Here is an 18,426-nt window from a genome sequence, read left to right on the forward strand (position 1 = left end):
GCAGCCGCAGCCCTACATCTTGTCCGGTCCCGGGTCGCCACCGGCGGCGGTGATTGCGAGCCGGCTCAGATAGTGCGTCCAGCCCTTCTCATGGCTGTCGCAAATCTCTCGGTCGGCAAGGCCGCTATGGGTGAGCTTGACCCGCGTTCCGCCTGACTCTTCGACCAGATCGATTTCGACAAGGCTCGAACCGGGCGGTGTCCGGTCGTTGCCCTCCCAGCCGAACCTGTAGGCAAGGCGGTGGACGGGTACAACCTCGGTGAATTGGCCGCGTGCCGTGGCTCTTCCCGCCAAATTCAGCAAGTAAAGACCGCCGGGCTTGGCCTCTGCCGTTGCCTCCGTTCCCATCCAGCGCACGATCTTGTCGGGATCTGTCAGGAAGGCGAAGACCGTCGCCGGCGGCGCCGCGATCTGCACCTCACGACGAACGATCAAGGGTTCAGCCATCGAAATCTCCCAGGTATGCGTGCGGCAACATCGCTCGCCCGACAGCCGGCGCCGGACCAGCGCTTTCGATTCGACGCTAAATCGCCCTTCCGTTCAACAAAAAATCTCCTTGGGTTGATTCGCGTTGGTGACAGCAACGGAACGCCGAAGCATGATCGTGTCGATGCGGCTTTCTTCAACTCTCGCCTGGCTCGTCGACAGCGCCGGCGGCGCCGTCCAACCGGATGATTTTCTGGCTACGCTCGGCGCGCGGCTGGTTGACGACGGGCTGCCGCTCGCCGGTGGAGTCCTGACGCTCGCCGCGCCGCATCCCATCATAACACGCCGCGCCTGGCTGTGGCGGGCTGAGACAGGCGTCGTCATGGAGGCGCTGGGTTTTGGCGCCGTCACGATGCCTGGAGCCTGGGAGGGCGATCTCGGACGCGAATGGCTGGCGGGACTGGGAACCGGTGTTGTGCACGATAACACGGTTGGGCCTGAGCGTGAGGATGCGCAATCCGAGAATCCAAAACTGAATTGGGTCGCGGCCCGCCCTCTCGCGGAGCACGAATCGAACACACTGGACCAGGTGGCGCGCTTTGCCGCCGCACCGCTTGCCGCGCTCGCCGCCAGGTCGGCGCTGTCGGCCCTGCTCGAGGCCTATCTCGGGCAGCGAAGCGCGGCGCAGGTGTTGGCCGGCCGTTCTCGGCGCGAGGTTGGTGAGACGATCCGCGCCGTCCTGCTCTACAGCGATTTGCGCGACTTTACCGCCCTGTCGGAGGAGACGGACGCCGAACAGGTCGTGGCGGCGCTTAACGCCAGCTTCGACCGCATCGCTGGCGCCGTTCACGCTTTTGGCGGCGAGGTGCTGAAATTTATCGGCGACGGAGTGCTGGCGATCTTTCCTGTCGGCGAGCGCTCGGCTTCAGGGGCTTGCGAGGCAGCGTTGCGCGCGATCGGAGCGGCGCGGGCGGGAATGACGCAGCTCAATCAGGTCCGTACCAGACAGGGCATGCCCGAACTGCAGTTCGGCATGGCGCTGCATCTGGGTGACATGGTGTGGGGCAATGTCGGCACAGCTGACCGGCTGGATTTCACCGCGATCGGCCCGGCCGTAAATCTCGTCAGCAGGCTCGAAGGCCTGTGCCGGCCGCTTGGACGGAGTGTCCTGATCTCGGGGGCTGTCGCGGCGGAAGTATCAACGCCTTTGGTCCCGCTCGGCGAACATCAATTGCGCGGAATCGCCAGATCGTGCGCCGTCTTCGGCCTACCGGTCGGGTGACCCTAAAGCGGTTCGGCGTTTCATGAAACGGTGAACCCCACTAGACCGAGGGGCGCCGCCCGCGGCGGCCCCGGTGCCCAACGATCCTGCTTCGCCCGCCTGTTCAAACCGGGCGCTTTGCTCTATGCCGCAATGCAACCATCTTCGCCCGGCATAGGCGAAACCGGGATCGAAGGCCAATGAACGAAGCAACCCCGCCCAACCGCTGCCGCATCGTGCTGATCGCGCCGCCGCTTGTACCGGCTGAGCATATCTGCGCGGCATTCGAGGGTGGCGACGTCGCCTCGCTGATCCTGCCCGACAACGGCATGGACGATGCCTCCTTCCAGGCCTTCGCCGAAAGGATCGTGCCGATCGCACAAGCCGCCGGGGTCGCGGTCATCATCGCCGGCGACAGCCGCATCGCCGGGCGCGTCCAGGCCGACGGCATCCATGTCGACGTGAGGCCCCAGGATCTCGCCGAGACGATCGAGCGCCTGGCCGGCAAGATGATGGTCGGCGTCGGCGGCGCCAAGACGCGCGACGAGGCACTGGAACTCGGCGAAGCGCGGCCCGATTACATGTTCTTCGGCCGCTTCGGCTATGACAACAAGCCGGAGCCGCACCACCGCAACCTCGCTCTCGGCGAATGGTGGGCGGAGATGATTTCGATCCCTTGCATCGTCATGGCCGGTTCCGAGCTTGCTTCCGTGGAGACGGTGGCCGCGACCGGCGCCGAGTTCGTGGCGCTTTCCAGCGCCGTGTTTGCCGACGGGCGCGATCCGCGGGCGGCGATCGCCGCCGCCAACGCGCTGCTCGATGAAACCGCGCCGCGCTTCGAGGACTGACATGCGCTTGCGTGTGCTTCCTCTGGCTGTCCTGGCCGGCTTGCTGGCTGGAGCGGCGATCGCGGCCGAAACCGTCCCGCTGCCGCAACCCCGGCCGGACGCGAGCGCGCCGGACAAGAGCGCAACGGATATAAGCAATTCAAATGCTGGCAATTCAGATGCAGGCAAGCTGGATGCGGGCAAGCCCGCCGCCGCGCCTATCGACAAGCCGATCCAAAACACCTTGCCGCAGCCGGCCACGATGACGCCGCCATCGGCCGATGCTGTCAATCCCGACCGCTTCGGCGCCAAGCAGCCGGACGCCGCCTATGGCGCTTTCCAGCGCGGGCTCTACAAGACCGCCTACAACCTCGCCATGGAGCGCGCCAAGAATGGCGATCCGGCGGCCGAGACGCTGGTGGCCGAAATCCTGTCGCGCGGGCTGGGGGTGCCGCTCAATCCGGCCGAGGCCGGCAAGTGGTATGCGCTGGCCGCCGAACAAGGCGTGCCGGAGGCGCAGTTCCAATACGCGCTGATATTGCTCGACGGGCGCTATGTGAAGAAGGATGAAAAGGCCGCCTTCGCGCTGATGCAGGCCTCGGCCGAGGCCGGCAACCGGCTCGCCCAATTCAACTTCGCGCAGTTGCTCGTCCAGCAGGATCCGGGCAATGACGGCCTTGCAAAGGCCGCCGTCTATTACGAGCGCGCGGCCGCCACCGGCCTTGCCGACGCGCAATATGCGATGGCGCAGCTCTATGCCAATGGCGTCGGCGGCAAGCCGCATGACGACGCCCAGGCGCGCCTCCTGCTGGCGCAGGCGGCAAGGCAGAACTACGACACCGCGCAGATTGACCTCGCCGCCTGGATGATCGAGGGACGTGGCGGCGGGCGCGACCTGAAATCGGGCTTTGCCTGGATGAAGCGGGCGGCGGAAGGCGGCAATGTCGCCGCCCAGAACCGTCTCGCCAAGCTCTATATGGGCGGCATCGGCACCGACCCGGACCTGATCCTCGCCGGCGCCTGGTATATCGTCGCCCGCCGCGCCGGACTGATCGACCCGCAGATGGACGATTTCCTGCAAGGCCTCGACGACGACCAGACCAAGCAGGCGCTGCAAAAGGCAAATCGCCTGCCGTAGCACGCGACACCATGGCGGCACCGTCTTACCCACTCCCTTGCCTCCCCTGGCAATTTGTGGTCTTGGAGGCGCCAAAGCGCGGCCCGCGCCAGAAAAATCTCATTCGGATCAGTTCATCATGGCCAAGATCAGTGGCAACGAAATCCGTCCCGGCTATGTCATCGAGCACGATGGCGGGCTTTGGGTGGCGGTCAAGACCAACACCGTCAAGCCGGGCAAGGGCGGCGCCTACAACCAGGTCGAGTTGAAGAACCTGATCAACGGCACCAAGCTCAACGAGCGCTTCCGCTCGGCCGAAACCGTCGAGCAGATCCGGCTCGACCTGAAGGATTTCTCCTTCCTCTACGAGCAGGGCGAGGCGCTGGTGTTCATGGACACCGAAAGCTACGAGCAGCTCGAGCTGGCCAAGGACTTCGTCGGCGACCGCGCCGCCTTCCTGCAGGACGGCATGATGGTGACGGTGCAGCTCTATGAGGAACGGCCGATCGGCATTTCGCTGCCCGACCAGGTGACGCTGACCATCACCGAGGCCGATCCGGTGGTGCGGGGCCAGACGGCGGCCTCTTCCTACAAGCCGGCGGTGCTGGAGAACGGCATCCGCGTGCTGGTGCCGCCCTTCATCTCGGCCGGCGAGCGCATCATCGTGGACACCAACGAAATCACTTACGTGCGCCGCGCGGACTAGTAGAAACAGCAGAAAGAACAAAAATGGCGCGTTCCGCTCTCCTCAACGTCATGGTCCAGGCCGCGATGAAGGCCGGCCGCTCGCTGTCACGCGACTTCGGCGAGGTCCAGAACCTGCAGGTCTCGATGAAGGGACCCGGCGACTATGTCAGCCAGGCCGACCGCAAGGCGGAAGAGATCGTCTTTGCCGAGCTGTCGAAGGCGCGGCCGGGCTATGCCTTCCTGATGGAGGAGCGCGGCGCGGTCGAAGGCGAGGACGCCCAGCACCGCTGGATCGTCGATCCGCTCGACGGCACCACCAACTTCCTGCACGGCATCCCGATCTTCTCGGTGTCGATCGCGCTCGAGCGCCAGGGCCAGATCGTCGCCGGCGTCGTCTACAATCCGGCGATGGACGAGCTCTATACGGCCGAGCGCGGCGGCGGCGCCTTCATGAACGATCGCCGGCTGCGCGTTGCCGGGCGCTCCAAGCTGACCGATACCGTGATCGGCTGCGGCGTGCCTCATCTCGGTCGCGGCCAGCACGGCAATTTCCTGATCGAGCTGCGCAATGTCATGGCCGAAGTCTCCGGCGTTCGCCGCCTGGGCTCCGCCGCGCTTGATCTCGCCTATGTCGCGGCCGGGCGCATGGACGGTTTCTGGGAAACAGGCCTGTCGTCCTGGGACATCGCCGCCGGCATCCTTTTGGTGCGCGAAGCCGGCGGATTCGTCTCCGACATGGATGGCGGACAGGGCATGCTCGACAGCGGCGAAGTCGTTGCCGGCAATGAGCTTATCCAGCGCGCTTTGCTCAAGACCGTGAAGAAGCCGCTGTCCTCTCGCTGACACGCAAGCCGCGTTGACTGCGCGGCGCACCGCTGCGCCCCTGGCGCATATCAAAGTGCTGCAGCGTCCTTCGCGCGTCGAAAGGACGCGCGGCGCGGTAGTCGCAAAACCGCAACCGAATCTTGAAATACTGACCTGCAACAGCCCAGATTAGGGTAGCAGGACCATTTGATGAACGACACGCGGCCAGATACCAAGCTTGAAATCCCCTTCATGGGGCGCTGGCATTATTCGCGCGCCGAAATGATCGCCGACGGCATCGTCCATGCGGTAGGCATCGTGCTGGCGATCGCTGCCGGCTCGACTTTCCTGGCGCTCGCGGCGGTCCACTCCGGGCCAGGTGAGTATGTCGCCGCGGTTTTCTATGTCGTTTCGCTGCTCACGGTGCTCTCGGTATCGCTTGCCTATAATCTGTGGCCGGTCTCGTGGCCGGCGAAATGGATCCTGCGGCGCTTCGATCATGCCGCGATCTATCTCCTGATCGCCGCCACCTACACGCCCTTCCTCGCCCAGCTCGACAACTCGCCGCTGGCGCTGCCCATGATCGTCGTCGTGTGGAGCGCAGCAGCGACCGGCATCGCCATCAAGATGTTCCTGCCCGGCCGCTACGACCGGCTGGCCATCGTCTTCTACCTCGCCATCGGCTGGAGCGGCGTGGTGCTGGCCGGACCGCTGGTCGAGACGCTGCCGACAACCTCGGTCGCGCTGCTTATCGCCGGCGGCGTCGTCTATTCCTGCGGTGTCATCTTCTTCGCCTGGAAGGGCTTGCGCTTCCACAATGCCGTCTGGCACGGCTTCGTCGTCACCGGCGCCGGCCTGCACCTGGCCGCCATGGTCGACTGCCTGGTCGTCAACCGGTTCTGAACCCAATGCATGTCGCCCAAAGCGCGCAGCGGCTTTGGGAGAACGACATGCATCGAAACCAAGGCTTAAAGCGCGTTGGCGCGACGCGCTTTAAGCGGGCCATATTGCCAAGCGCCATTCAATTTGGTCACAATTCCGTTTAGAGTCGCGGCAATTCTGCGGCGGTGGCATCGGAAACGGGGCACGGATGGCTTTTCTCAGATCCTTCGGCAGGCGATCGGACGTCCTGGTCTATGATCCGCACAAGCTGTCGAGCCCGCAGGTCTTCCTGCTCACCATGGTGATCTTCCTGATCATCGTCGCTTTCATCGCCGCCATCCTCACCCGTCAGATCTCCACCGCCTTCTCCTCTAATCCGGGCCTCAACGGATTGATCGTCGGCGTGCTGGTGATCGGCATCCTGCTTGCCTTCGTCCAGGTCGGGCGGCTGTTCCGCGAGGTGCGCTGGGTCAATTCCTTCCGCGCCGGCTCCGAAACCACCGAGCCGGTTCTTTTGGCGCCGATGAAGGCGATGATCGGCCGCTCGTCATCGATGGCCTTCTCGACCTCTTCGATGCGCACGATGCTCGATTCCATCGCTACCCGCCTCGACGAAAGCCGCGACACCTCGCGCTATCTGGTCGGCCTCCTGGTGTTCCTCGGCCTGCTCGGCACCTTCTGGGGCCTGCTCAACACCATCGCCTCGATCCGCGAGACGATCGAGGCGCTGGACCCTGGCACCGGCGATGCGGCGGCTGTCCTCGATGCGCTGAAGCAGGGCCTGTCGGCGCCGCTCGCCGGCATGGGCACCGCGTTCTCGTCCTCGCTGTTCGGCCTGTCCGGCTCGCTGGTGCTCGGCTTCCTCGACCTGCAGGCCGGCCGCGCCCAGACCCGCTTCTACACCGAGCTCGAGAACTGGCTGTCGTCGGTCACCGATCTGTCGTCCGACATCGTCGTCTCCGAGACGTCGAAGACAACCGAATCCTCCGAGGACATCCGCCTGCTGTCGGAGCGCCTGCGCAGCCTGCAGGAGAATGGCGGCGGCTCCAATCCGCGCGTCGCCACCGCCATGGCCAACCTTGCCGACGGCATCTCGGGGCTGGTGAAGAACATGCGCTCCGAGCAGCAGATCATGCGCGACTGGGTCGAGGCCCAGTCCGATGAGCAGAAGGCCATGCGCAACACGCTGGAAAAGATCGCCGACGCGCTGAAGAAGCAAGGGGTCCACTGACGTGGCGCTGGCAAGACGGCGCGTCGATCGCCGCATCGACTACTGGCCGGGTTTCGTCGACGCGCTGTCGACGCTGCTTCTGGCGATCATGTTCCTGCTCACCGTCTTCGTGCTTGCGCAGTTCCTGCTCAGCCGCGAAATCTCCGGCAAGGACACGGTGCTCAACCGCCTTAACTCGCAGATCAACGAACTGACCCAGCTGCTTGCGCTGGAGCGCTCGAACAGCCAGGACAAGGAAGATACGCTCACCAACCTGCAGGCTTCGCTGTCGGCCACGGAAGCCGAAAAGAGCCGCCTCGAACAATTGCTGGCGCAGGGCGCCGGCGCCGGCGACGCGGCCAACAAGCGCGCCGACCAGCTTACCGGCGAGCTCAGCAACCAGCGCCAGATCAGCCAGCAGGCGCTGAGCCAGGTCGAGATCCTCAACCAGCAGATCGCCGCACTTCGCAAGCAGATCGGCGCGCTGGAAGACGCGCTCAACGTCTCCGAGCAGCGCGACCACGACTCCAACACCAAGATCGCGGATCTCGGCCGCCGCCTTAACGTCGCCCTGGCGCAGCGCGTCCAGGAACTCAACCGCTACCGTTCCGACTTCTTCGGCCGCCTGCGCGAGATCCTTGCCGACCGCGAGAACATCCGTATCGTCGGCGACCGCTTCGTCTTTCAGTCGGAGGTGTTGTTTCCGACCGGCTCCGACGAGATCAACGATGCCGGCAAGGTCGAGATGAAGAAGCTCGCCGACGCCATCATCGAATTGCAGAAGGAAATCCCGCCTGAGATCAGCTGGGTGCTGCGCGTCGACGGCCACACCGACAACAAGCCGCTGTCCGGCACCGGGCGCTATCGCGATAATTGGGAATTGTCGACGGCGCGCGCGACATCGGTGGTGAAGTTCCTGATCGAGAACGGCGTGCCGGCCAACCGGCTGGTCGCCGCGGGTTTCGGTGAGTTCCAGCCGCTTGACCCTGCCGATACCGACGAGGCGCGCGGCAAGAACCGCCGCATTGAACTCAAGCTCACCGAACGTTGATCCAAGATCACGCAAAGTCACGTGAAATTGTTCGCCGGCTCATTACTAGGACGCAAAAGTCCGGCGGCAAGGCCTGAAAACATTATCTTTTTTTAATTACACATGGCAGATTGACGCTCCTAGCTTGCCGAGCAGGGGCCGGGGACCGCCGGCGATGCCTCCCATCGCGACGCGACGGAACTGGACGGCCCCGGAACGTCGGAAGGCGCGGCGCGACCGCTTCCTTCCTTGGCAGGAGGATGCGCCGTCATGCGCGCTTCAATATCTCTCAAGACTGTAACTCTGGCTGCCGCACTGATGGCAGCCCCGCTCACCGGCGCTTATGCCGCCGGGCACCACAAGGGGCTTCTCGACGCGACCGCTCCAACCGATTTCACCGGCCCCCGCGTGACCACCCTCACCGAACAGATCCAGGGCGTGGATCAGGGCATCGCCGAGGCCCGGCAAGCGAACAGCATCTCGGCCTCGGAAGCGCGGCAACTTCATATGCGCGCTGCGCATATCAGCCAGGCTGCGCAGCATGTCGCCGCTTCGGATCATGGCAGGATATCGTCCGCGCAATACCATGACCTGCTGCGCAGGCTCGACAATGTCGACCAGAGGCTGATGAACGACACCGGCAGCGGCTTCATGATAGGTGACGGCTCTGACGGCGGGAATTACCCGAACGGTTGACCCTAATGCATGTCGCCCAGAAGTGTGCAGCGGTTCGGGGACAACGACATGCATCAAAACAAAGACTTAAAGCGCGTCGCCTGAATCCGGTTCAGCGCGACGCGCTTTAGAGGAAGGGACTACCTGGCGCCCACGGGACCTCCGTCCCGAGGGCGTCCTTTTTGGCTCAAAGGCCGAGCCAGAGCACGACGATGGCGAGCACCGCCGGCACCGTCTGTATGAAGAGTATCTTGCGGCCGACGGTCGCGGCACCGTAGAGGCCGGCAATAGTGACGCACAGCAGGAAGAACATCCTGATCTGAGACCCGCCGGCGCCAAGATAGAGCCCCCAGATCAGGCCTGCGGCAAGAAAGCCGTTATAGAGCCCCTGATTGGCGGCAAGTACCTTCGAGGCACTGGCGAATTCCGGCGTCAGCTTGAATGCCTTGTGGCCGCTTGGCGTGTCCCACAGCACCATCTCCAGATAGACGATGTAGCAGTGAATCAGCGCCACCAGCCCGACCAGGATATTGCCGATCATTGTCGCCTCCAACCATCCGTCCCAGCATTGATCACGCACTGCCGTCCATAGGCAAGACAGGTTGACGCTGGGCCGGCCGATCAGGGTTGCCAAGCTCGGCGTCATGGTATCTTTTCGCGCCAGCCAACTCGCAGCCCGGTGTACCCATGTCCTTCCAAAAACTCGACGAACTCGGTCACAAGCTCGAAGCGCTCGAGCATGCGCTGGCAATCCTCGGCGCCGACGAAGCGACGCATATGGCGGTCGGCGGTGGCGAAAAGCGCGCCGAGGCGATGTCCTCGCTTGCCGGCATGCTGCACCGCCAGGCCACAGCGCCCGAGATCGGCGACTGGATTTCGGCCGCCGAAGCCGAGCCGCTCGGCGAGGAGCAGCAGGCGGCAGTCAGGGAATTGCGCCGCCAATACACCAACCTCACCTGCCTGCCGGCCGAATTCGTCGAGCGCCAGACGGTGGCGCGCATGCGTTCCGAGCAGCTCTGGCGCGACCTGCGCGCCAAGAACGACTGGGCCGGCTTCCTGCCGGCGCTGGAAGGCGTCGTGACCCTGGTGCGCGAAGAAGCCGCCCTGCGCGCCGACGCACTTCGCCTCGCCCCCTATGACGCACTGATGGAACAGTACGATCCCGGCAACCGCGCCGCCGATATCACACCGGTGTTTACCGAGCTGAAGGCCTTTCTCAAGGATTTCCTGCCGCATGCGCTGGCCGTGCAGGACGCGCGGCTGGCAAGGCATCCCTTGAAGCCGCTGTCGGGCAGCTATGCCGTCGACAGGCAGCGCGAGCTCGGCCTTGCCATGATGGCGGCCGTCGGCTTCGACCTCACCCACGGCTCGCTCTCGGTATCGCATCATCCCTTCTGCGGCGGCGTGCCGACGGACGTGCGCATCACCACCCGCTACAAGACGTCCGACTTCCTGTCGGCGCTGATGGGCGTGCTGCACGAGACCGGCCACGCGCTCTACGAGCAGAACCTGCCGAAAGCCTGGTCGCATTGGCCGCTCGGCAAGGCGCGCGGCATGGCCGTGCATGAGAGCCAGAGCCTTTTCGTCGAAAAGCAGATCGGCCGTAATCCCGCCTTCTGGCGCTGGGCGCTGCCGGTGGTCGAGAAGCATCTCGGCGAAGCCTGGTCGCTCGACGACATCCTGCCGCATGTCCACCATGTCGAGCGCGGCCTGATCCGCGTCGACGCCGACGAGGTGACCTACCCGCTGCACGTCATCCTGCGCTACGAACTCGAGCAGGAGCTCGTGTCCGGCCGGCTGGAGGTCGCCGACCTGCCGGAGGCCTGGGATGCCAAGATGCACGACTATCTCGGACTCTCGACCATCGACAACCCGGCCGATGGGCCGATGCAGGACGTGCATTGGCCGGGCGCGGCCTTCGGTTATTTCCCGTCTTACACGCTTGGCGCGATGATGGCGGCGCAGCAATGGGCGGCTTTGACCAGGGAGCATCCGTCCGCCGACGAGGATCTCACCGAGGGCGATTTCAGCGCCGTGAACGGATGGCGGCGCGACAGGATCTGGTCGCAGGGCTCGCGCTGGTCGACGCCGGACCTGCTGGAGCGCGCCACCGGCGAGAAGCTCAACGCCGCTTACTTCACGGAGCACTTGCGGCGGCGATACGGATAAACTCCGACAAAGCGTAAATTGCTTTTCATACTTTCGGAGCATGCATTTTCGTATGATTTCGGGAGCGCACCGTGGGAATTTCAGTTTCTAAAGAACGTGCCACCTTTTCGATCGCAGCGGACATAAAGAGTCGGCTGGAAGAAGAAGTGCCGAAAAGCGAAAGGTCGCGTTTCGTGGAAAAGGCAATCGATCAGGCATTGCGCGCGACTGCCGTGAACCGCCTTAAAAAAATGCTGGATGAATTGCCGCGCAATTCCGGTGTCCAGGGCGAAAGCACCACTGATTTTCTACGTGCCCAACGTATGAAATGGGATGGTCGGCCGCTCGACGTGCTCGAGGGCAGCAAGGAATGATCGTCGTTGATGCGTCGATTTTCGTGAAGCTTTTCAAAGCAAGAAGAAGGCAGCGAGGCGGCGCGCAACTTGGTCGATCGCATGCTGGATCAGGGAGAAGGCTTTCTCGCTCCATCGATAGTTCTGTATGAAGCTCTTTCAGCCGCCCTGCATGTCGAATTGCCGCTCGCTACGGTAGGCCAGCTTTTCGATCAATTTCGAGAACTGGGGCTGGTGATCGAAGAACCCACCACGCGGGATTTGGCAACGGCCGAGAAAATCGCAACGTCAACCACACCCGGAAACGGTTATCCTACTCTATTCGACAGTATCTATCATGCGATGGCGCTTGAACGTGGCGGCACTTTTGTCACCGCCGACCAGCGCCACATCGCCAAAGGCTGGGCAGTTTGGCAGTGTTGTGCTGCTGGCGGATTGGCAACCCAGCTGATCTCCCCTTCACTCCGCCGCGCCCCTGAAGGCGCCGGCCCCCGTCTCGAACTGCAGCTTGGCAAGCCGCGCGTAAATGCCGCCCGTGGCGACCAGGCTCTGATGCGTGCCTTCCTCGACGATGCGTCCGCCTTCCATGACGAGGATGCGGTCGGCCTTGAGCACCGTCGCCAGCCGGTGGGCGATGACGATGGTGGTGCGGCCGCGCATCAGCCGCTCCAGCGCCGTTTGCACCAGCGTCTCGCTTTCGGCATCGAGCGCCGAGGTCGCTTCGTCGAGCAAGAGGATCGGCGCGTCGCGCAGGATGGCGCGGGCAATCGCGATGCGCTGGCGCTGGCCGCCGGACAGCGTCACGCCGCGCTCGCCGACCTGGCTGTCATAGCCCTTGTCGAGCCTGGCGATGAACTCGTCGGCAAGGGCGGCCTTGGCCGCGGCCTCGATGTCGGCATCGCTGGCGCCCTGCCGGCCGAAGCCGATATTGTCGCGGACGCTGGCGGCGAAGATGGTGACGTCCTGCGGCACGATCGCGATGCGTTGGCGCACAGCCGCCGGATCGGCCTCGCGCACGTCGACCCCGTCGATGACGATGCGGCCGGTCTCGGGATCGTAGAAACGCAGGATCAGCGAGAAGACGGTGCTCTTGCCGGCGCCCGAAGGCCCGACGATCGCCACCGTCTCGCCGGGCTTCACCTGGAAGCTCAGGCCATGCACGGCGGCGCGGTCCGGCCGCGCCGGATAGGAGAAGGAGACGTCGTCGAAGCTGATCGCGCCCTTGGCGATGGCCGGCAAGGGAAGCGGATCGGCAGGCGACTGGATCGCCGGCGTCTCGGCCAGGATCTCCGTCAGCCGCTCGGCGGCGCCCGCCGCCTGCGACAGCTCGCTCCACACCTCAGACAGCGCGCCGAGCGCGCCGGCGGCAAACACCGAATAGAGCAGGAACTGGCTGAGCGTGCCTGCCGACAGCGTCCCGGCAAGCACGTCGCGCGAGCCGAACCACAGCACCGCGACCACCGAGGAAAAGATCATGAAGATGGCGAAGAAGGTGAGGAACGAGCGTGCGAACACCGAGGCCCGCGCCGCTTCGAAGGCAGCGTCGACGGCGCCTGCGAAGCGGCCGGTGACCAGCTTCTCGTTGGTGAAGGCCTGCAGCGTGCGCACCGCGCCGATCTGCTCGCTGGCATAGGCAGTGGCTTCGGCAAGCGTATCCTGCGCTTGCCGAGACTTGCGCCGCACCGAGCGGCCGAAGGCGACCAGTGGCAGCACGATCAACGGGATGGCCGCGATCACCAGGCTCGAAAGCTTCGGGCTGGTGACGACCATCATCGCCACCGCGCCGAGGCCGAGGATGACATTGCGCAGCGCGACCGAGGCGGTGGCGCCGACCGCCGACTTCACCTGCGTGGTATCGGCGGCCAGCCGCGACACGATCTCGCCCGAATGCGAGCGATCGAAAAACGCCGGCGACAGCGTCGTGACATGGGAGAAAACGTCGCGGCGGATGTCGGCGACGACGCGCTCGCCAAGCGTGATGACGAAATAGTAGCGGCTGGCCGAGGCGGCCGCCAGCAAAGCCGCCATCAGGACCAGTGCCGCGAAATACTCCGCGATGAAGCTGGAGCCCGCCGCCTGGAAACCGTGGTCGATCATGCGCCGCACGGCCATCGGCAAAGCCAGCGTGGTCACCGCCGCCACGATCAGCGAGATGATGGCGCCGATGACGAGCTTCCGGTAGCGGAATACATAGGGAAAAAGGCTTCTGAGCGGCCGGACCGAGCGCCTGCGCTCGCCTGCACTGACACCGATATCCGCCATGGGCGTTCCCTCTGGCCGCTTGGCTTTGCTGCGCTTCAATATGCGCGAGCCACGGCCTTGTGATTCAATTCCGGCTGATGTATAGGCTCGCCGACCGTTTTAGAAGCCGTGGCTTTCCATTAGCTGCGGCTTCGAGTTTTAAAAAGGGGCGCATCGACGCAGGCCTTAGGCCCGTCACCAGCGCCGGCAGCCAGGAAACACGACAATGAAGGCCGATATCCATCCCGACTACCACACCATCAAGGTCGTCATGACCGATGGCACCGAATACCAGACCCGTTCGACCTGGGGCAAGGAAGGCGACACGATGAACCTCGACATCGACCCGACCACGCACCCGGCCTGGACCGGCGGCCAGCAGACCCTGCTCGACCGCGGCGGCCGCCTGTCGAAGTTCAAGAAGCGTTTCGAGGGTTTCGGCCTCTAAGCCGGATACGCCCGCAGGATTTGAAAAACCCGCCTTCGAGGCGGGTTTTTTTGTTGGGCGCATTCCTTCCTTCTCCCCGTTTTTGCGGGGAGAAGGTGCCCGAAGGGCGGATGAGGGGCAGCGCCAGCCTGCACGATTGGCTAAAGAACTCGAATTCGCTGACAGTGCACTTTTTAAGGCGTCTAATTTCATAGGCCGGCGCCGCCCCTCACCTGCCTGCCGGCAGCCTCTCCCCGTATAGTGACGGGGCGAGGGGCGCTCCCGCCGGCGATTTCGTCAATCGCCATAGCCACTACTCCCCCACCAGTTCCCTCAGCGCCATGCGTTTGTAAGCTTCGACCAACCTACCGCCCTCTTCGCGATCGACGGAGATCGCCAGCCGCATGGCGGCCTCGCCCATCTGCCAGACGAGAAACGCCGTCGTCTCCAGTTGGACCGGGTCGGCGGCCGGCCGCAGCCGCTTCAGCACCGCGACCAGGAACTCGGCATTCGCCCGGCTGTCGGCCAGCTCGAGTTCGCGCAGCGCCTTGTCGGCCTGCGTGCCCGACCAGATGTCGCGCATCACCGGTTCAGCGAGGAACAGCCGGTAATAGATATCGACCAACTCCGAAAACGCTCGCCTCAGACCTTCGGCGTCGCCGACATCCTTCAGCGCCGCCGCAATGCAGGCCTGGCTTTCGGCCGTGTAACGCTCGGCTAGCGCCCAGACGATCGCCCGCTTGTCCGGGAAGAACTGGTAGAGCGAGCCGATCGACACCCCTGCCCGTTCCGCCACCTCGCCCATGCGCATGGCATCGCTGCCCTGCTCGGCAATCAGCGCCGAGGCGGCCGCAAGCATGCGCTCGACCCGCTCGCGGCTCCGCTGCTGGCTCGGCGAGCGGCGCGGCGAAGCAATGGCGGCCTGGTCCGGCTTCGCGGCGACTTTTTCATCCATGGCTCTCTCCGGCCGATTCTTCGAAAACTTGCTTGACTCGAAAAATACGAGGGTTTATCACGTTTTGCAAATGTGATAAACCCTCACATTCTGAATCACCGAAACCGGCATCTGGAGCAACTGAGATGATGAAACTTCTTCCCACCCTCACCTTCATCGCCGCGATCGGCTCCGGCATCGTCGGCGGCGTGTTCTTCGCCTTTTCCAATTTCGTCATGGCCGCGCTCGCCCGGCTGCCCGTCCCGAGCGGCATCGCGGCCATGAACTCGATCAGCATTACGGTGATCACGCCGACCTTCATGACGGCGCTATTCGGCACCGGCCTCATCTGCCTCGTGCTCATCGCCGCAGCTCTCTTCGGCTGGAGCCAGCCAGGTTCCTACTGGCTGCTCGCCGGCGCCGTGATCTATCTGATCGGCAACCCGATCGTGACCATGGTCTTCAACGTCCCGCTCAACGACGCGCTGGCCGCCGTCGATCCGGCAAGCGCCAACGGCGCCGCCGTGTGGACGAACTATCTGAGCGAGTGGGTGATGTGGAACCATGTGCGGACCATCACCGCAATCGTGGCGATGGCCTGCTTCATCATGGCATTGATCTGAGGATAAGCAGTTCGCGAACGCAAAGGACCTCCCTCAGGCGGGGTCCTTTTTATGAGACTTTCGATCGGAGTGTCCCAGATCGCGGTCCGGGTCGATCACGTCGCGGACCAGCTGCTTGAGCTTTGCCGCATCAGGAAAGCCGCCGTCACGCTTGCGGTCCCAGATAAGCAGGCCGTCGCAGGAGATGGTGAAGATGCCGCCGGTGCCAGGCACCAGCGTCACCCCGCCGAGATCGGTGCCGAAGGTGGACAAGAGCTCCTGCGCCATCCAGCCTGCACGCAACAGCCACTGGCATTGCGTGCAGTAGGTGATGCGGATGGCGGGAAGCGGCTTCTCGCCGATGCCAGATTGAGCTCCGCTCATATCGGATTGAGCTCCGCTCATATCCTCACCGGTCAGGCCGCGCTGAGCTTCGCCATGGTCTCGTCGTCGACCTCGAAATTGGCGTAGACGCTCTGCACGTCGTCATCGTCCTCGAGGGTGGCGACCAGCTTCATCAGCGACTGCGCCCGCTCTTCGTCGACCGGGACGTTGTTCTGCGGCTGCCAGATCGGCTTGACCGATTCCGCCTCGCCGAGCGCGGTTTCGAGCGACTTCGACACTTCACCGAGATTTTCGAAGCCGCAATAGATGGTGTGGCCCTCCTCATCGGACTCGACGTCATCGGCGCCGGCCTCGATTGCGGCTTCCATCACCTTGTCCGCGCTGCCGGCCGAGGCCGGGTAATAGATTTCGCCGGCGCGGTTCCACATGAACGACACCGAGCCGGTTTCGCCGAGCGCCCCTCCAGCCTTGGTGAAGGCGGCCCGCACATTGGAGGCCGAGCGGTTGCGGTTGTCGGTCAGCGCCTCGACGATCAGCGCCACGCCGCCGGGGCCATAGCCCTCGTAGCGCACAGCTTCGTAGTTTTCACCATCGCCCGCGGACGCCTTGTTGATGGCGCGCTGGATGTTGTCCTTCGGCATCGATACGGCCTTGGCGTTCTGCACGGCAAGGCGCAGGCGCGGGTTCATCGATACATCGGGCGTCCCGCTCTTGGCGGCGACGGTGATTTCGCGCGCCAGCTTGGAAAACATTTTCGATCGCACCGCGTCCTGGCGGCCCTTGCGGTGCATGATGTTCTTAAACTGCGAATGGCCAGCCATGGCACCCCTGTCGTGTTCGGCTAGAGCATCCCGAAGCGAGGTGGCATCACCTTGTCTTCCGCAAAATGCTCGAATTCAAATTCTCAGAACGTCTCGTGCATGCCTGCGAAGGCACGCGGCGCTCTTTGTCGGAATGGCCGGCTTATAGATAAATCGGCTCAATTCGTCCAGCCGCGCCGTGGCGTCCAGAGCAATTCCAGGAAAAGTGCGTAGCGGTTGGGCTCGGCGCCTTCGCCGTAGCCTTCCGTTCGGATTTGCGCAAGAACAAGAGCTTAGAGCGCCGAAGAGGATCGCTCATCTCTCCAGATCCGACTTCAGCCGGTCGAGAATGCTGATCGCATGGCCGGCATACTGGCTGATCCAGCGATCGTGGATCTGCCGGATCGGCAAGGCATTGAGATGGTTCCAGCGCTCACGCCCCTCGCGCTTCGCAACCACCAGGTCGGCCTCCTGCAGCACTTTCAGATGCATCATCACCGTGCAGCGGTCCATGTCCGGAAAGGACTCGCAAAGCGCGCCGGTGGTCTGCGGCTGATCCTTCAGGCGATCCAGCAATTCACGCCGGCGCGGATGCGCCAAGGCCTTGAAAACATGATCGTCCGCAGTTTGTCTTGACATGTTATGTTTCTATAACATATCGTCCTGACGAGCAAGGAAGGAGCTGTGGATATGTCGCTTGGATTCAGGATTTCCGGACGCATCGGCAAACCGGTCGCCGAAGTCTTCGACGCCGTCGTCAATCCGACGAAGCTCAGCGGCTATTTCACCACCATCGGCGGCGCTTCGGCGCCGCTGGTCGCGGGCACCACCGTAACCTGGTGGAAGATGGTGCCGGTCGAGGTCGACGAAGTGACCAAGGACAAGCGCATCGTGCTGCGCTGGGACGCGACCGACGTGGACGGCAGGCCCACCTACAAGACCCGCATAGAGATGAATTTCGAACCGCTGGAGGACGGCGGCACCTTCGTCACCATCGCCGAGGCCGGCTGGCCCGAAGGCGAGGTCGGCCTGAAAAAATCCTACCTCAACTGCGAAGGCTGGTCGCAGATGCTGGCCTGCATGAAGGCCTATCTCGAATATGGCATCAACCTGCGCGACGGCTATTACCGCAGCGAGCTGCGGGGCGAGCCGGCCAACGAGAATAACGTCTGAGCCGATATCTTCAGTCCAGTTTCAAGAAACGGAGGCCGCCCGATGACGAAAGCAACGCCGTTCCTGATGTTTGAGGGAAAGGCCGAAGAGGCCATGACCCTCTATTGCGAGACCATCCCGGGGAGCCGGGTCATCGACGTCACGCGCTACGGCCCAGGCGAGGACGGAGCGGAGGGAACACTCAAATTGGCGCGGGCCTCGATCGGCAGCGTCGAGGTCAGGATCTACAACAGCCCCGTGCACCACGCCTTCACCTTCACGCCGTCCATCTCCTTCTTCGTCGACTGCACTTCCGGGGAGGAACTGGAGCGGATCGTCGACGTTCTTTCCAAGGACGGCGGCTTCCTGATGCCGCCCGGCAACTACGGCTTCAGCCAGCGTTTCGCCTGGCTCAACGACCGCTTCGGCGTCTCCTGGCAGATCAACCTGCCGTGAACAGTGCAATTCCAGGAAAAACGCGCAGCGTTTATCCGCCCGGAATTGC

Annotated in this window: 22 protein-coding genes; 15 read left to right on the forward strand and 7 right to left on the reverse strand. The window is 63.8% G+C overall.

Annotation, left to right across the window (positions count from 1 at the left end):
- Positions 1 to 12: 12 nt before the first annotated feature.
- A complete protein-coding gene (locus RFM98_RS11385; RefSeq protein WP_320308967.1) occupies positions 13 to 447 on the reverse strand; it encodes an SRPBCC family protein in 435 nt (144 codons plus the stop codon).
- A 163-nt stretch (positions 448 to 610) separates the two neighbouring features.
- Here RFM98_RS11385 and RFM98_RS11390 point away from each other — a divergent pair, with 163 nt between their 5' ends.
- The 9 genes from RFM98_RS11390 (at position 611) to RFM98_RS11430 (ending at position 8,940) form a co-directional block, all read left to right on the forward strand.
- Complete coding sequence (locus RFM98_RS11390) at positions 611 to 1,708, forward strand: adenylate/guanylate cyclase domain-containing protein (protein WP_320309280.1); 1,098 nt, start codon at positions 611 to 613, stop codon at positions 1,706 to 1,708.
- A 179-nt stretch (positions 1,709 to 1,887) separates the two neighbouring features.
- On the forward strand, positions 1,888 to 2,535 hold the full coding sequence (locus tag RFM98_RS11395; protein ID WP_320308968.1) for a thiamine phosphate synthase: 648 nt from the start codon (positions 1,888 to 1,890) through the stop codon (positions 2,533 to 2,535).
- A 1-nt stretch (position 2,536) separates the two neighbouring features.
- Positions 2,537 to 3,652: a tetratricopeptide repeat protein gene (locus tag RFM98_RS11400; protein ID WP_320308969.1), complete on the forward strand. Its 1,116-nt coding sequence runs from the start codon at positions 2,537 to 2,539 to the stop codon at positions 3,650 to 3,652.
- Between the two features lie 118 nt (positions 3,653 to 3,770).
- Positions 3,771 to 4,337 carry an elongation factor P gene (efp, locus tag RFM98_RS11405; RefSeq protein ID WP_320308970.1) on the forward strand — a complete coding sequence of 189 codons (567 nt, stop codon included), beginning with the start codon at positions 3,771 to 3,773 and terminating at the stop codon, positions 4,335 to 4,337.
- A gap of 23 nt (positions 4,338 to 4,360) precedes the next feature.
- A complete protein-coding gene (locus RFM98_RS11410) occupies positions 4,361 to 5,161 on the forward strand; it encodes an inositol monophosphatase family protein (protein ID WP_320215504.1) in 801 nt (266 codons plus the stop codon).
- A gap of 171 nt (positions 5,162 to 5,332) precedes the next feature.
- Positions 5,333 to 6,025: a PAQR family membrane homeostasis protein TrhA gene (gene trhA, locus RFM98_RS11415; RefSeq protein WP_320308971.1), complete on the forward strand. Its 693-nt coding sequence runs from the start codon at positions 5,333 to 5,335 to the stop codon at positions 6,023 to 6,025.
- Positions 6,026 to 6,212: 187 nt separating this feature from the next.
- Positions 6,213 to 7,235, forward strand: coding sequence for a MotA/TolQ/ExbB proton channel family protein (locus RFM98_RS11420; RefSeq protein WP_320308972.1), 1,023 nt, complete (start codon positions 6,213 to 6,215; stop codon positions 7,233 to 7,235).
- 1 nt (position 7,236) lies between these two features.
- Complete coding sequence (locus RFM98_RS11425; RefSeq protein WP_320215500.1) at positions 7,237 to 8,265, forward strand: peptidoglycan -binding protein; 1,029 nt, start codon at positions 7,237 to 7,239, stop codon at positions 8,263 to 8,265.
- Between the two features lie 249 nt (positions 8,266 to 8,514).
- Complete coding sequence (locus RFM98_RS11430; RefSeq protein ID WP_320308973.1) at positions 8,515 to 8,940, forward strand: hypothetical protein; 426 nt, start codon at positions 8,515 to 8,517, stop codon at positions 8,938 to 8,940.
- Between the two features lie 166 nt (positions 8,941 to 9,106).
- On the opposite strand, the gene RFM98_RS11435 is transcribed toward RFM98_RS11430, so the two are convergent.
- On the reverse strand, positions 9,107 to 9,460 hold the full coding sequence (locus tag RFM98_RS11435) for a DUF1304 domain-containing protein (RefSeq protein WP_320308974.1): 354 nt from the start codon (positions 9,458 to 9,460) through the stop codon (positions 9,107 to 9,109).
- Between the two features lie 146 nt (positions 9,461 to 9,606).
- On the opposite strand from RFM98_RS11435, the gene RFM98_RS11440 reads away from it, so the two are divergent.
- Together RFM98_RS11440 and RFM98_RS11445 are read left to right on the forward strand one after the other, a co-directional pair.
- Positions 9,607 to 11,088, forward strand: a complete 1,482-nt coding sequence (locus tag RFM98_RS11440) for a carboxypeptidase M32 (protein ID WP_320308975.1) — start codon at positions 9,607 to 9,609, stop codon at positions 11,086 to 11,088.
- A gap of 71 nt (positions 11,089 to 11,159) precedes the next feature.
- Positions 11,160 to 11,441, forward strand: a complete 282-nt coding sequence (locus RFM98_RS11445) for a hypothetical protein (protein ID WP_320308976.1) — start codon at positions 11,160 to 11,162, stop codon at positions 11,439 to 11,441.
- Positions 11,442 to 11,879: 438 nt separating this feature from the next.
- Here the strand turns inward: RFM98_RS11445 and RFM98_RS11450 are convergent, their stop codons facing one another.
- Entirely contained in the window at positions 11,880 to 13,682 is a 1,803-nt protein-coding gene (locus tag RFM98_RS11450) for an ABC transporter transmembrane domain-containing protein (RefSeq protein WP_320308977.1), read from the reverse strand.
- A 205-nt stretch (positions 13,683 to 13,887) separates the two neighbouring features.
- On the opposite strand from RFM98_RS11450, the gene rpmE reads away from it, so the two are divergent.
- A complete protein-coding gene (rpmE, locus tag RFM98_RS11455; protein ID WP_027166741.1) occupies positions 13,888 to 14,109 on the forward strand; it encodes a 50S ribosomal protein L31 in 222 nt (73 codons plus the stop codon).
- Positions 14,110 to 14,401: 292 nt separating this feature from the next.
- Here the strand turns inward: rpmE and RFM98_RS11460 are convergent, their stop codons facing one another.
- Entirely contained in the window at positions 14,402 to 15,043 is a 642-nt protein-coding gene (locus RFM98_RS11460; protein WP_320308978.1) for a TetR/AcrR family transcriptional regulator, read from the reverse strand.
- Between the two features lie 125 nt (positions 15,044 to 15,168).
- Between RFM98_RS11460 and RFM98_RS11465 the strand changes: the two genes are divergently transcribed.
- Positions 15,169 to 15,645 (forward strand): anthrone oxygenase family protein, encoded by a 477-nt coding sequence (locus RFM98_RS11465; protein WP_320308979.1) that lies wholly within the window; start codon positions 15,169 to 15,171, stop codon positions 15,643 to 15,645.
- A 33-nt stretch (positions 15,646 to 15,678) separates the two neighbouring features.
- On the opposite strand, the gene RFM98_RS11470 is transcribed toward RFM98_RS11465, so the two are convergent.
- From RFM98_RS11470 to RFM98_RS11480, 3 genes are all read right to left on the reverse strand, one after another.
- Positions 15,679 to 16,008 carry an Rdx family protein gene (locus RFM98_RS11470; RefSeq protein WP_320308980.1) on the reverse strand — a complete coding sequence of 110 codons (330 nt, stop codon included), beginning with the start codon at positions 16,006 to 16,008 and terminating at the stop codon, positions 15,679 to 15,681.
- A gap of 32 nt (positions 16,009 to 16,040) precedes the next feature.
- Complete coding sequence (locus tag RFM98_RS11475; RefSeq protein ID WP_320308981.1) at positions 16,041 to 16,790, reverse strand: YebC/PmpR family DNA-binding transcriptional regulator; 750 nt, start codon at positions 16,788 to 16,790, stop codon at positions 16,041 to 16,043.
- Positions 16,791 to 17,084: 294 nt separating this feature from the next.
- Positions 17,085 to 17,408: an ArsR/SmtB family transcription factor gene (locus RFM98_RS11480; RefSeq protein ID WP_320308982.1), complete on the reverse strand. Its 324-nt coding sequence runs from the start codon at positions 17,406 to 17,408 to the stop codon at positions 17,085 to 17,087.
- Positions 17,409 to 17,459: 51 nt separating this feature from the next.
- Between RFM98_RS11480 and RFM98_RS11485 the strand changes: the two genes are divergently transcribed.
- Both RFM98_RS11485 and RFM98_RS11490 read left to right on the forward strand, forming a co-directional pair.
- Positions 17,460 to 17,942, forward strand: coding sequence for an SRPBCC domain-containing protein (locus tag RFM98_RS11485; RefSeq protein ID WP_320308983.1), 483 nt, complete (start codon positions 17,460 to 17,462; stop codon positions 17,940 to 17,942).
- A gap of 42 nt (positions 17,943 to 17,984) precedes the next feature.
- On the forward strand, positions 17,985 to 18,377 hold the full coding sequence (locus RFM98_RS11490) for a VOC family protein (RefSeq protein ID WP_320308984.1): 393 nt from the start codon (positions 17,985 to 17,987) through the stop codon (positions 18,375 to 18,377).
- Positions 18,378 to 18,426: the final 49 nt, after the last annotated feature.

The organism is Mesorhizobium australafricanum (assembly GCF_033977265.1).
GTDB lineage: Bacteria > Pseudomonadota > Alphaproteobacteria > Rhizobiales > Rhizobiaceae > Mesorhizobium > Mesorhizobium australafricanum.